The organism is Enterobacter sp. BIDMC 27, assembly GCF_000534415.1.
Lineage (GTDB): Bacteria > Pseudomonadota > Gammaproteobacteria > Enterobacterales > Enterobacteriaceae > Enterobacter > Enterobacter hormaechei_C.
Map to the genome: position 1 here is coordinate 368,600 of NZ_KI973178.1, position 13,130 is coordinate 381,729.

The 13,130-nt window shown below is 56.9% G+C and carries 13 protein-coding genes; 6 read left to right on the forward strand and 7 right to left on the reverse strand.

What is annotated here, in order from left to right:
* Positions 1-4: 4 nt before the first annotated feature.
* Both L463_RS20580 and mdcA read right to left on the reverse strand, forming a co-directional pair.
* Complete coding sequence (locus tag L463_RS20580; RefSeq protein WP_032103998.1) at positions 5-862, reverse strand: triphosphoribosyl-dephospho-CoA synthase; 858 nt, start codon at positions 860-862, stop codon at positions 5-7.
* The gene (gene mdcA / locus L463_RS20575) at positions 862-2,517 is read right to left on the reverse strand and encodes a malonate decarboxylase subunit alpha (RefSeq protein ID WP_015571421.1); all 1,656 of its coding nucleotides are present in this window, start codon (positions 2,515-2,517) and stop codon (positions 862-864) included. Before mdcA ends, L463_RS20580 begins: the two co-directional genes overlap by 1 nt.
* 228 nt (positions 2,518-2,745) lie before the next feature.
* Between mdcA and L463_RS20570 the strand changes: the two genes are divergently transcribed.
* Genes L463_RS20570 through L463_RS20560 form a run of 3 tightly spaced genes read left to right on the forward strand, consistent with a single transcriptional unit; the run spans position 2,746 to position 4,883 of the window.
* Positions 2,746-3,765 carry a hydrolase gene (locus L463_RS20570; protein WP_017693875.1) on the forward strand — a complete coding sequence of 340 codons (1,020 nt, stop codon included), beginning with the start codon at positions 2,746-2,748 and terminating at the stop codon, positions 3,763-3,765.
* Positions 3,765-3,983, forward strand: a complete 219-nt coding sequence (locus L463_RS20565) for a YheU family protein (RefSeq protein ID WP_014171926.1) — start codon at positions 3,765-3,767, stop codon at positions 3,981-3,983. Before L463_RS20570 ends, L463_RS20565 begins: the two co-directional genes overlap by 1 nt.
* A gap of 30 nt (positions 3,984-4,013) precedes the next feature.
* The gene (locus L463_RS20560) at positions 4,014-4,883 is read left to right on the forward strand and encodes a phosphoribulokinase (protein WP_003861663.1); all 870 of its coding nucleotides are present in this window, start codon (positions 4,014-4,016) and stop codon (positions 4,881-4,883) included.
* 94 nt (positions 4,884-4,977) lie between these two features.
* Here L463_RS20560 and L463_RS20555 read toward each other — a convergent pair whose 3' ends face one another.
* Positions 4,978-5,382, reverse strand: coding sequence for an OsmC family protein (locus tag L463_RS20555; RefSeq protein WP_015571423.1), 405 nt, complete (start codon positions 5,380-5,382; stop codon positions 4,978-4,980).
* A 310-nt stretch (positions 5,383-5,692) separates the two neighbouring features.
* On the opposite strand from L463_RS20555, the gene crp reads away from it, so the two are divergent.
* Positions 5,693-6,325 (forward strand): cAMP-activated global transcriptional regulator CRP, encoded by a 633-nt coding sequence (gene crp / locus L463_RS20550; protein ID WP_000242758.1) that lies wholly within the window; start codon positions 5,693-5,695, stop codon positions 6,323-6,325.
* Between the two features lie 57 nt (positions 6,326-6,382).
* Positions 6,383-8,476: a YccS/YhfK family putative transporter gene (locus tag L463_RS20545; RefSeq protein ID WP_032673072.1), complete on the forward strand. Its 2,094-nt coding sequence runs from the start codon at positions 6,383-6,385 to the stop codon at positions 8,474-8,476.
* Here the strand turns inward: L463_RS20545 and L463_RS20540 are convergent.
* The 4 genes from L463_RS20540 to ppiA form a co-directional block, all read right to left on the reverse strand.
* A complete protein-coding gene (locus L463_RS20540; RefSeq protein ID WP_023295528.1) occupies positions 8,473-9,693 on the reverse strand; it encodes a bifunctional acetylornithine/succinyldiaminopimelate transaminase in 1,221 nt (406 codons plus the stop codon). The two genes, L463_RS20545 and L463_RS20540, sit on opposite strands and share 4 nt — an antisense overlap.
* 87 nt (positions 9,694-9,780) lie before the next feature.
* Entirely contained in the window at positions 9,781-10,344 is a 564-nt protein-coding gene (pabA, locus tag L463_RS20535) for an aminodeoxychorismate synthase component 2 (protein WP_032104005.1), read from the reverse strand.
* Between the two features lie 30 nt (positions 10,345-10,374).
* Positions 10,375-10,959 carry a putative adenosine monophosphate-protein transferase Fic gene (locus tag L463_RS20530; protein ID WP_023295530.1) on the reverse strand — a complete coding sequence of 195 codons (585 nt, stop codon included), beginning with the start codon at positions 10,957-10,959 and terminating at the stop codon, positions 10,375-10,377.
* 105 nt (positions 10,960-11,064) lie between these two features.
* Positions 11,065-11,637: a peptidylprolyl isomerase A gene (ppiA, locus tag L463_RS20525; RefSeq protein WP_000920483.1), complete on the reverse strand. Its 573-nt coding sequence runs from the start codon at positions 11,635-11,637 to the stop codon at positions 11,065-11,067.
* Between the two features lie 278 nt (positions 11,638-11,915).
* On the opposite strand from ppiA, the gene tsgA reads away from it, so the two are divergent.
* Positions 11,916-13,100, forward strand: coding sequence for an MFS transporter TsgA (gene tsgA / locus L463_RS20520; RefSeq protein WP_032104006.1), 1,185 nt, complete (start codon positions 11,916-11,918; stop codon positions 13,098-13,100).
* Positions 13,101-13,130: the final 30 nt, after the last annotated feature.

Consider the following 13,130-nt stretch of genomic DNA (forward strand, 5'->3'; position numbering starts at 1 on the left):
CCTCTTAATGCTTTGAATAGGGCGTTTCGGCGCGGTCAAGAAACAGCGTGGCGGCAAGCAGGTCTGCGGCTCCGCCCGGCGAGGCGTTAAGCGCCAGCATCTGACGGTCTAACCGCGCCAGCGCCTGCTGCCCGGCGAGGGTTGCGCATCCTCCGGCGTTCAGCACCGCACGGGCGCCGTTCTGCATGGCGTCCAGCCCCTCCATGCCGGCGCGCGACAGCACGCAGGTGTCGGTGAGCGAGGTCATGATCGCCATCAGCGCGTCGAGTCTGGCCTGCGTTTCGCTGCTGCCGTTGAGACGGCTGAGGCGAAGCTGCGGCAGCGCGCGCTGCATAACGTGCGGAAACGCCTGCTGAGCCTCTTCACGCGCGCCCGGTACACGGTAGCGGTGCGTGACGCGTAACCCCTTGCTGAACACTTTCGGCGCCGCGTCATCCGGCAGCTTCGCCAGCTGAGCGGCGGTGTTCGCGACGGTTTGCGCCCGGGCATCGCCGCCCAGCATCGCCACCGCGCTCACCAGCAATCCCAGCGCCCAGATCGCGCCACGGTGCGTGTTCACGCCGTCGGTAGCGGCCATCATCTGCCGTTCACCTTCGCGACCCAGGCGGCCAACGGTTTGCCTGAGGGCAATATCCGCCGGACGCTGCCAGCTCTGCTGCGCCAGCGCCTGAAACGTGGGGGTCAGGCTGTGAGCGGAGCGCTCCATCAGCGCAAGCGATAAATCGTGGTGCGCGCCGTTCCCCCGGCTGTCCACCAGACCGGGCTTCGGGCTTAAACGTGCTTCGTCAATCAGACACTGCGTGGCGGTTCGCGCCAGCCATTCGGCACCGCCTTCAACCTGGATCTGGGGCAGAAGTTTCATTACCAGCTCCGGAATTTCGCAGGTGGGTTGTAAAGACCGCCGGACCATTCCACCAGGTCCGCGACGCTACCGGCCGCCAGCAGCGAACGGGTGGCATCGGTGCGGCGAATGCCCATATCTTCCGGATACACAACCTTGCCGCTCTGGCGCAGTTCCGCCACGCGTTTGGCGTCAACGCCCAGACCGATATCGGTGATACCCGCCACGGCGGCGACCATGGCGCGACGCTCTTCCAGATCTTTCGCCCGGTAGAGGTAAGCAATCCCCTCTTCCGTCAGCACGTGGGTGACGTCATCGCCGTAAATCATGACCGGCGCCAGCGGCATACCAGAGGCTTTCGCGACCTCAACGGCGTCGAGTTTTTCCACGAAGGTTGGCTTCACGCCCGCCTGGAAGGTTTCCACCATCTGCACAACCAGCTTTTTACCGCGCTGCATCGGGTCAGGCTCGGTGATCATGTTCAGCCAGGCCGGTGTGGCGTGGCGACGACCGTGCGGATCGTGGCCCATGTTTGGCGCGCCGCCGAAGCCGGAAAGACGGCCGCGAGTCACGGTTGAGGAGTTAGCGTAACCGTCGACCTGTAGCGTGGAGCCGATAAACATATCGACCGCGTACTGACCTGCCAGCTGACAGAAGGCGCGGTTAGAGCGCATGGAGCCGTCGGCACCGGTAAAGAACACGTCAGGACGGGCGCGGATGTACTCTTCCATTCCCAGCTCGCCGCCGAAGCAGTGGACGCTCTCCACCCAGCCGCTTTCGATGGCCGGGATCAGCGTTGGATGCGGGTTCAGGGTCCAGTGTTTACAGATTTTGCCTTTGAGTCCGAGCTGTTCGCCGTAGGTTGGCAGCAGCAGCTCGATCGCTGCGGTGTTAAAGCCAATCCCGTGGTTCAGGGACTGCACCTGGTGTTCAGCGTAGATGCCTTTAATCGCCATCATCGCCATCAGGATGTGTTCCTGTTTGATCAGGCGCGGGTCACGGGTGAAGAGCGGTTCGATAAAGAACGGCTTATCGGCAACCACCACAAAATCAATCCACGAGCCCGGAATATCCACACGCGGCAGGTCGCACTCGTCGTCCACCAGCTCGTTTACCTGCGCGATGACGATGCCGTCATGGAACGCGGCGGCTTCCACCAGCGCCGGAGTATCTTCGGTACTCGCCCCGGTATAGAGGTTGCCTTTGCGGTCCGCTTTAAAACCGGCAATCAGCGCCACGTTTGGCGATAGGTCGACGTATAAACGTGAGTAGAGTTCGATGTAGGTGTGAATCGCCCCGATTTCGAGCTGACCATCCTCCAGCAGTTGGGAGATTCGCAGGCTTTGCGTACCGGAGAAGGAGAAGTCCAGCTTGCGGGCGATGCCTTTCTCAAAGATGTCCAGATGTTCGCTGCGGCCCACGCTCGGCATGATCATATGCAGATCGTGCACGATTTGCGGGTTCACTTCCGCCAGTGAACGGGAAAGGAAATCCGCCTGCTTCTGGTTGTTGCCTTCCAGAACGACTTTGTCGCCTGGTGCGATCAGTTTTTCCAGCATGGCGACAAGATCGCCGGTTGGCAGTACCTTGCCCTGCACCGGTACGGACGCCAGACGACGCGCTTTCTCACTGCGTCGGGTGTTCCATTGCCGGGTGGGTGTTTGCCCAGATAACATTATTAACCTCCTGATTCAGCACATCATTCTGATTTGCTTAACGTTGAGTAAAGTGTGCGCTCTGGTGAGAAAGGCATCAATTAAGCGTAGAGCCAAATCATTAGCCTGAGAGTAATAATCAAGGTAAATATTTGTGATCGGGATCAGTTCATGTTTCGGAAAAACGGGCTAAACGGGGTACAATTCGGAAGGTATAGTTAATTTCTGACAAGAATCAGCATCGCCCTTATGACCCAAATCATTCCCTCAGACTTCGACATTGCAGCCGAAGAGAGCGCAGAGTTCGTGCCCATGCGCGGTGTGGCTAACCCTCACCTGCAAACCATGCTGCCGCGCCTGATCCGCCGCAAGGTACAGTTCACCCCGCACTGGCAACGGCTGGATTTGCCGGATGGCGATTTTTTGGATCTCGCCTGGAGCGAAGATCCGGATCGGGCCAGACATAAACCCCGTCTGGTGGTGTTTCACGGTCTGGAAGGCAGCCTGCACAGCCCTTACGCACACGGTCTCATTGAGGCGGCGAAAGCCCGCGGCTGGCTTGGGGTAGTGATGCATTTTCGCGGATGCAGCGGCGAGCCTAATCGTCAGAAACGTATTTATCACTCGGGTGAAACCGAGGACGGTACCTGGTTCCTGCGCTGGCTAAGAGACAATTTCGGCGAGGCGCCAACGGCAGCGGTGGGGTATTCGCTGGGCGGCAATATGCTGGCCTGCCTGCTGGCGAAGGAGAGCGACGCCGTACCGCTGGATGCGGCGGTGATCGTCTCTGCGCCCTTTATGCTGGAGCAGTGCAGCTATCATATGGAAAAGGGGTTTTCGCGAGTGTACCAGCGCTACCTGCTCAACCTGCTGAAAGCCAACGCCGCGCGCAAGCTGAAGGCCTATCCGGATACGCTGCCTGTGACGCTGCAACAGCTCAAACGCGTGAAGCGCCTGCGCGAGTTTGATGATTTGATCACCTCGAAAATTCACGGCTTTGCCGATGCGATTGACTATTACCGTCAGTGCAGCGCCATGCCTTTACTGAACCAAATCACGAAACCTACGCTGATTATCCACGCCAAAGATGATCCGTTTATGGATCATCACTCGATTCCGGCGCCCGATCATCTGCCGGCCAACGTGGAGTATCAGCTCACCCAATTCGGGGGACACGTCGGCTTTGTCGGCGGCACGCTGCGTCGGCCAAAAATGTGGCTTGAGACGCGTATTCCCGACTGGTTAACGGCTTATCTGGACGGTAAATAATGATTATTCCCTGGCAGGATCTCTCTCCCGACACGCTCGATAATCTGATTGAAAGCTTTGTCTTGCGCGAAGGCACCGATTATGGTGAACATGAACGTTCGCTTGAACAAAAGGTCAACGATGTTAAGCGCCAGCTTAAAAGCGGCGACGTGGTGCTGGTATGGTCCGAACTGCATGAGACGGTCAATATCATGCCCCGCAACGCGTTTCACGGCTGATCTTTACACTTTTCCAGTCAGGGAGTTGCTATGTCTGCCAGACATCCGGTTATTGCCGTTACGGGTTCGAGTGGGGCGGGAACCACTACCACCAGCCTCGCCTTCCGCAAGATCTTCGCCCAGCTTAACTTACGGGCGGCAGAGGTAGAAGGCGACAGCTTTCACCGCTACACGCGCCCGGAGATGGATATGGCCATCCGCAAAGCGCGCGATCTGGGTAAACACATCAGCTACTTCGGCCCGGAGGCGAATGACTTCGGCCTGCTGGAGCAAACCTTCCGTGAATACGGGCAAAGCGGTACCGGGCAGTCCCGCAAGTATCTCCACACCTACGATGAAGCCGTGCCCTGGAACCAGGTCCCCGGCACGTTCACGCCCTGGCAGCCGCTGCCGGAACCGACTGACGTGCTGTTTTACGAAGGATTGCACGGCGGCGTGGTGACGCCTCAGCACGACGTGGCGCGCCACGTGGATTTGCTGGTGGGGGTGGTGCCGATTGTTAACCTTGAGTGGATCCAGAAGCTGACGCGTGACATGAGCGAGCGCGGCCATTCGCGAGAGGCGGTCATGGACTCGGTGGTGCGCTCCATGGAAGATTACATCAACTTCCTGACGCCGCAGTTCTCCCGAACCCACATTAACTTCCAGCGCGTCCCCACCGTGGACACCTCCAACCCGTTCGCTGCAAAAAGCATCCCTTCCCTGGACGAGAGCTTTGTGGTGATCCACTTCCGCAACCTGGAAGGCATTGATTACCCCTGGCTGCTGGCGATGCTACAGGGTTCGTTTATTTCGCACATGAATACGTTAGTGGTGCCCGGGGGAAAAATGGGGCTGGCAATGGAGCTGATCATGACACCGCTGGTGCAGCGGCTGATGGAAGGAAAGCAGATCGCGTGACGCCTGTTGCCGGATGGCGCTTCGCTTATCCGGCCTACGTTCGTGCAGTTGTAGCTTTTGTAGGGCGGGTCAGCGAAGCGCCACCCGCCAAAAATTAAGCCGCGATCACTTCATACGAATGGGTGATTTTTACCGCTTTCTCCAGCATTAACGCCACAGAGCAGTATTTTTCCGCAGACAGGTCAACCGCACGCGAGACCGCCGCGTCCTTCAGTTCTTTGCCGGTGACGATAAAGTGCAAATTAATATGCGTGAACAGGCGGGGCGCCTCTTCACGACGTTCCGACGTCAGCTTCACTTCACAATCGGTCACGTCATGACGGCCTTTTTGCAGGATCGACACCACGTCGATCGCACTGCATCCGCCTGCCGCCATCAGCACCATTTCCATTGGGCTTGGCGCTTTATCGCCGGAGTTGCCATCCATCAAAACCTGGTGCCCAGAAGCAGACTCGCCCAGGAACGTTAACCCTTCAACCCATTTCACACGCGCTTGCATATTCACTCACTCCAACGTTGCATTTTTTATGACAGATTACGTGTACGTTACATTTCTCGCAACGGAAGGCGACCTGCGTCATGCTGAAGCGAGACACCAGGAGACACGCGGCGAAAGCTATGCTAAAACACTCTGGATGCTACAGTAATACATTGACGTTACACATGTATGCAGAGGACATCAAACTTTACTGGCTGCGAAACGTTACGACAGCCGACTTCCCAGGTATGGGTAAGAATTCGATTGCAACCCCAGAGTCCGGATGCATCTTATGACTCTGGTGACAGCTTATAACAGAGGATAACAGCGCATGGTGCTTGGCAAACCGCAAACAGACCCGACTCTCGAATGGTTCTTGTCTCATTGCCACATTCATAAGTACCCATCAAAGAGCACGCTGATTCACCAGGGTGAAAAAGCGGAAACGTTGTATTACATCGTTAAAGGCTCGGTGGCCGTGCTGATCAAAGATGAAGAAGGAAAAGAGATGATCCTTTCTTATCTGAACCAGGGCGATTTTATCGGTGAACTGGGCCTGTTTGAAGAAGGCCAGGAACGTAGCGCCTGGGTTCGTGCAAAAACAGCATGTGAAGTGGCTGAAATTTCTTACAAGAAATTCCGTCAGCTGATTCAGGTCAACCCTGACATCCTGATGCGTCTTTCTTCCCAGATGGCACGCCGTCTGCAAGTGACCTCTGAGAAGGTGGGTAACCTCGCCTTCCTGGACGTGACCGGTCGTATCGCGCAGACGCTGTTGAACCTGGCGAAACAGCCAGACGCCATGACCCACCCTGACGGTATGCAAATTAAAATTACCCGTCAGGAAATCGGTCAGATCGTCGGCTGCTCCCGTGAAACAGTGGGCCGTATCCTGAAGATGCTGGAAGACCAGAACCTGATCTCTGCCCACGGTAAAACTATCGTGGTCTACGGAACCCGTTAATTTCGGTCAAACGGCGTGCCGCCGCAGGGTGGCACGCCGTTTTTGTCTCTACTCCTCATGTGGCGCAGGCTGATCTATCACCCGGAAGTTAACTACGCACTACGACAAACGCTGGTGCTGTGTCTTCCCGTGGCCGTGGGCCTGATCCTCGGACATCTTCAGCAAGGCCTGCTGTTTTCCCTCGTGCCCGCCTGCTGCAACATTGCCGGTCTGGATACGCCGCATAAACGCTTTTTTAAACGTCTGATTATTGGCGGCTGCCTGTTTGCCGGCTGTAGCCTTGCCGTACAACTTTTACTGGCCCGCGACATTCCTCTGCCGTTGATCCTGACCGTGCTGGCGATGACGCTCGGCGTCACCGCCGAAATCAGCTCGCTGCACGCCCGCCTGCTTCCCGCGTCGCTGATTGCCGCCATCTTCACCTTAAGCCTTGCGGGCAATATGCCGGTGTGGGAGCCATTGCTGATCTACGCCCTCGGCACGCTGTGGTACGGGCTGTTTAACTGGTTCTGGTTCTGGTTCTGGCTGTGGCGGGAACAGCCGCTGCGCGAATCCCTGAGCCTGCTCTACGTGCAGCTTGCTGAATACTGCGAAGCAAAATACACCCTGCTCACTCAACATACCGACCCGGAAAAATCCCTGCCGCCGCTGCTGGCGCGCCAGCAAAAAGTGGTGGATCTGATCAGCCAGTGCTATCAGCAGTTGCACATGCTTGCCGCCAACAAAAATCATGAATACAAGCGGCTGCTGCGAACCTTCCAGGTCGGGCTGGATTTGCAGGAGCATATCTCCGTCAGCCTTCATAATCCGGAAGAGGTGCAAAAGCTGGTGGAGCGCAGCCATGCGGAAGCGGTGATCCGCTGGAACGCGCAGACCGTCGCGGCCCGCCTGCGGGTGCTGGCTGACGATATCCTCTATCACCGCTACCCGACGCGCTTTAACATGGACAAACAGCTCGGCGCGCTGGAAAAGATTGCGCGTCAGCACGCGGATAACCCGGTCGGGCAATTTGCTGCCTGGCATTTCAGCCGCATCGCCCGGGTGTTACGCACCCAGCGCCCGCTTTATGCCCGGGACCTGATGGCCGATAAGCAAAAACGGCTGCCGCTGCTGCCCGCGCTCAAAAGCTATCTATCACTGAAATCTTCCGCCCTGCGCAATGCCGCGCGGATCAGTGTGATGCTGAGCATCGCCAGCCTGATGGGAATGGCCCTGCACCTGCCGAAACCCTACTGGATCTTAATGACCGTGCTGTTTGTCACCCAGAACGGCTATGGCGCCACGCGGGTGCGCATTCTGCATCGGGCGGGCGGTACGATGGCGGGGCTGATTATCGCGGGCGTGACGCTGCACTTCCACGTGCCGGAAGGCTATACCCTGGCCGGTATGCTGGCAATCACGCTGGTGAGCTACCTGATCATCCGCAAAAACTACGGCTGGGCGATGGTGGGCTTTACGGTGACGGCGGTGTATACCCTGCAACTGCTCACGCTTAACGGGGAACAGTTTATTATTGCCCGGCTGGTCGATACGCTAATTGGCTGCCTGATCGCCTTTGGCGGCATGGTCTGGCTGTGGCCGCAGTGGCAAAGCGGGCTGCTCAGGCAGAACGCCCACGACGCGCTCGAAGCTGACCAGCAGGCCATTCGTCTTATTCTGAGCGATGACCCGCAGCCCTCTCCGCTGGCCTACGAGCGCATGAAGGTCAACCAGGCGCATAACGCCCTGTTCAACTCCCTTAACCAGGCCATGCAGGAGCCGGGCTTTAACGCGCACTATCTGGCTGACATGAAGCTGTGGGTCACGCACAGCCAGTTTATCGTCGAGCACATCAATGCCATGACGACGCTGGCGCGGGAGCACACGATGCTGACGACGGATCTGGCGCAGCGCTATTTGCAGTCGTGTGAAATTGCGTTGCAGCGCTGTCAGCAGCGTCTGGAGTATGACGCGCCGGGCGAGTCAGGGGATTCGAACATTCTGGAAGCGCCGGAGACGCTGACCCACGGGCCGATGAGCACCCTTGAGCAGCATTTACAGCGCGTTCTCGGGCACCTGAACACCATGCACACCATTTCGTCGGTGGCATGGCGTCAGCGCCCGCATCACGGGATTTGGTTAACGCGCCGGTTAAAACGAACCGCGTATTAGCCGCTGACGATCTTCGCGACCGCCGCGGCAAAACGGGTTAATCCGTCTTCGATGTCTTTGTCTTCCACCACCAGCGATGGCGCAAAGCGCATCACGTCCGGCCCGGCGTTGAGCACCATGACGCCTTCGTGCGCGGCGGCGTGCAGGAAATCGCGCGCGCGGCCTTTGTACTGCGGCTTCAGTTCGGCGCCGATCAGCAGCCCCATCCCACGGATGTCGCTGAAGACATCAAACTGTTGGTCAATCTGCTGGAGATGTTTCACAAACAGGTCGCGTTTCGCATTCACGCCATTCAGGACGTCCGGCGTATTAATGATGTCGAACGCCGCACCCGCCACGGCGCACGCCAGCGGATTACCGCCGTAGGTGGAGCCGTGTGAGCCCACATGAAATGCGGAAGCGATATCCTGGGTGGTGAGCACCGCACTGACCGGGAAACCGCCGCCGAGCGCTTTCGCGCTGGTCAGAATATCCGGTGTTACGCCGTAGTGCATATAAGCAAACAGGTCTCCGGTACGCCCCATCCCACACTGCACTTCATCAAACACCAGCAGCGCCTGGTGCTCGTCGCACAGCTCGCGCAGCCCTTGCAGAAATTCCGGGGTGGCCGCCGTGACGCCGCCTTCCCCCTGAATGGGCTCGACCACCACGGCACAGGTGTGATCGTCCATCACCGCTTTAACGGCGTGGAGATCGTTAAACGGCACGTGGATGATATCCGCAGGTTTCGGACCAAAGCCGTCGGAATACTTCGGCTGGCCGCCAACGGAAACGGTAAAGAAGGAGCGTCCGTGAAAGGCGTTATGGAAGGCGATGATTTTGGTTTTGTACGGGCTATGACGCGTGGTTGCGTAGTAGCGCGCCAGCTTAAAGGCGGTTTCGTTGGCTTCGGTGCCGGAGTTCATAAACAGCACGCGTTCGGCGAAGGTGGCATCGATGATCTTACGCCCCAGACGCAGCGCCGGTTCGTTGGTGAACACGTTGCTGGTGTGCCACAGCGTTTCGCCCTGCGTTTTCAGCGCGTCCACCAGCGCAGGATGGCAATGGCCCAGCGCCGTCACCGCAATACCGCCTGCGAAATCAACATACTCGTTGCCCTGCTGATCCCAGACGCGGCTGCCTCTCCCTTTCACCGGGATAAACTCAGCCGGTGCATAAATCGGCAGGATCACTTCATCGAATGTCGCGCGGGTAATTGCTGGTTGTTCAGTTGCCATGTCATGACCATCCATTTTTATGTCACATTGATTGTGAAAATATAATCACAAAATATGCATAAAAAATCACAACAAGGCAACAGATATTCAGCGATTAAGGAAATTGGCCAGCAGCGCGTGCCCCTGTTCGCTGAGAATGCTTTCCGGGTGGAACTGCACGCCTTCCAGATCGTACTCACGGTGACGAATGCCCATGATCTCCTGCGTCTCGCTCCAGGCGGTGACCTCAAAGCAGGCCGGCAGGGTCGGCGGATCAATGATCAGAGAATGGTAGCGCGTCACGGTTAACGGATTGTTTAGCCCCAGAAATACGCCGGTACCGGTGTGCGTGACCGGAGAGGTTTTGCCGTGCATGACTTTCGCGGCACGGACAATGGTGGCGCCAAAGACCTGCGCAATGGCCTGATGACCCAGGCAGACGCCCAGAATCGGCAGTTTGCCCGCATAATGGCGGATCGCCTCCAGCGAGATACCGGACTCCGAAGGGGTACACGGCCCCGGCGAAATCACGATTTTCTGGGGTGCCAGCGCGTCAATGTCAGCCAGCGCGATCTCATCGTTACGGCGGACAGCCACCTCTGCCCCCAGCTCACAAAAATACTGGTAAAGGTTCCAGGTAAAGGAATCGTAGTTATCAATCAGCAGAATCATGGCGGCTCCTGAAAAAATGGCCGCCCTATTTTACGCAGATTCCCGCGCTTCGCTCACAACTTTGGCAAAGATGGCGTTCAGGGCTGTCAAATCCCCCATTGCCCCGCTCTGATTGGCGGCTGCCCAGTCGTTCGGGTCGATCCCCTGCCAGTTCAGCACATAGCCCGCATGAATAGCCAGTTGTTCAAAGAAGATCCGCTGGGCCACGCCATTACCGCTCATAAACGGATGTAGCATGTTGATTTCACAGTAGTAATGACTGATTCTGTCTGTAAACTCTGCTTTCTGAAGGCCCACCAGATATTTATCACTTTCCAGCGAAGCCATCAGCTCATTACCCACTTTCTCGATGTACTCGAAATGGCAAAAAGGAATGTCGCCCTTAGAAATATCGGCGGTGCGCAGCTCGCCCGCGCCTTTCATTTCGTTGCGGAATAAATGGCGGTGAATAAGACACAGATGGGGTAAACCCGGTGCGGAAGGCCCCAGTTCCAGCGTCTCGATATCGGGTTCAGCGGGACCCTTACCTTTTTCAAGGAGGCAGCTGGCCTGAAAATTGACCTTACGTTGTTGCTCCCAGAGACGGGATTTTTGCTTGTCGGTGAGTTTTTTCACTACGCCTCCCTGAATAGTCCGTTTGCCACAAGTATAAGCAGCAAAACGCGCTTTCGCAGGGAGGGTGGAAAGACACGGGCAAGATGTGCCCGTGTGGGGGAACGATTACGGCAGCACTTTCGCGGAGAGAATGACGACTGGCTTAGACGGCACATTCTGGTATGGACCGACATCGTGAGTCTGAACCTGAGAGATCTTATCCGCAACGTCCATGCCTTTCACCACTTTGCCAAACACCGCGTAGCCAAAGTCGCGCTGACCGTGGTCCAGGAAAGCGTTATCAGCCACGTTGAGGAAGAACTGGCTGGTGGCGCTGTCTTTGTCCGCCGTACGCGCCATGGAGATGGTGCCGCGCTTGTTCAGCAGGCCGTTGTCTGCTTCATTTTTGATAGGCGGGTTGGGCTGTTTCTGCTGCATCTGCTCGTTAAACCCGCCACCCTGAATCATAAAGCCCGGGATCACGCGGTGGAACGTGGTGTTGTTATAAAAACCACTGTTCACGTAGTCGAGGAAGTTTTTCACCGAAACAGGGGCTTTCTGGCTATCCAGCTCCAGCTCAATATTCCCCGCAGAGGTAGTCAGCAGGACGTGGGGGTCTCCTTTAGCTGCCAGCGCAGCAGGGGAAACGGCAGAAAGAGCAAACACAGCTGCGACAGCCGCCAGTGTTGATTTGAGCATGAGAATTCCTTAACAAAGCGCAGTATAAAAAGCGAATGGCTTGATTCTAAAGAGCAGTATGAACCCAGACCAGTCTTTTACCTAATTTTACCAAATTGAAACAATTATTACCGCGCAAACGATTGTTCACCCCACAACGTAATGTGATCTGCATCACGTTAAAACCTGCAATTGTGCTCAAAATTTTCTGAAAAGATTTAATTAGATCACTTTCGCGACTAAAATCTGCCCGCTCAAACGCAGTCATTGCGTTTTTCTTTACTTTTAACAGGCCAGACATGACTAACAGCAATCGCATCAAGCTCACATGGATCAGCTTCTTCTCTTACGCCCTGACCGGCGCGTTGGTGATCGTCACCGGGATGGTGATGGGAAATATCGCAGACTACTTCCAGCTGCCCGTTTCCAGCATGAGTAACACCTTCACCTTCCTGAACGCGGGGATCCTGATCTCTATTTTCCTTAATGCCTGGCTGATGGAAATCGTGCCGCTGAAAACGCAGCTGCGTTTCGGCTTCGTGCTGATGGTTGCCGCCGTGGCGGGCCTGATGCTGAGCCACAGCATCGCCCTCTTCTCTGCCGCCATGTTCGTGCTGGGCCTGGTGAGCGGGATCACCATGTCGATCGGTACATTCCTGATTACGCACATGTATGAAGGCCGCCAGCGCGGCGCGCGTCTGCTGTTCACCGACTCCTTCTTCAGCATGGCCGGGATGATTTTCCCGATGGTCGCCGCGTATCTTCTGGCGCGCAGCATTGAGTGGTACTGGGTGTACGCCTGCATTGGTCTGGTTTATGTCGCGATCTTTGTTCTCACCTTCGGCTGCGAGTTCCCGGTGCTGGGCAAAAAAGCGCAGACTACGTCCGAGCCGGTTGCGAAAGAAAAATGGGGTATCGGCGTACTGTTCCTCTCCATCGCCGCGCTGTGTTACATCCTCGGTCAGCTGGGCTTTATCTCCTGGGTTCCTGAATACGCGAAAGGTCTGGGCATGAGCCTGAACGACGCGGGTAAACTGGTGAGCGATTTCTGGATGTCTTACATGTTCGGCATGTGGGCGTTTAGCTTTATCCTGCGCTTCTTCGACCTGCAACGGATCCTGACCGTTCTGGCGGGTCTGGCGACCGTGCTGATGTATCTGTTCATCAACGGTTCCCCGGAGCATATGCCGTGGTTCATCCTGACCCTGGGCTTCTTCTCCAGTGCGATTTACACCTCGATCATCACCCTTGGCTCTCTTCAGACCAAAGTGGCCTCGCCAAAGCTGGTGAACTCCGTGCTGACCTGCGGCACCATCGGCACCATGCTGACCTTCGTGGTCACGGGCCCGATTGTTGCGCACAGCGGCCCGCTGGCGGCGCTGCATACCGCTAACGGTCTGTACGCCGTGGTGTTCATCATGTGCTTCGTGCTGGGCTTTGTGACCCGTCACCGTCAACACAACCCGGCAACAGCTACCCACTAATCGCCATAACCCCTTTGCGTACTGCAAAGG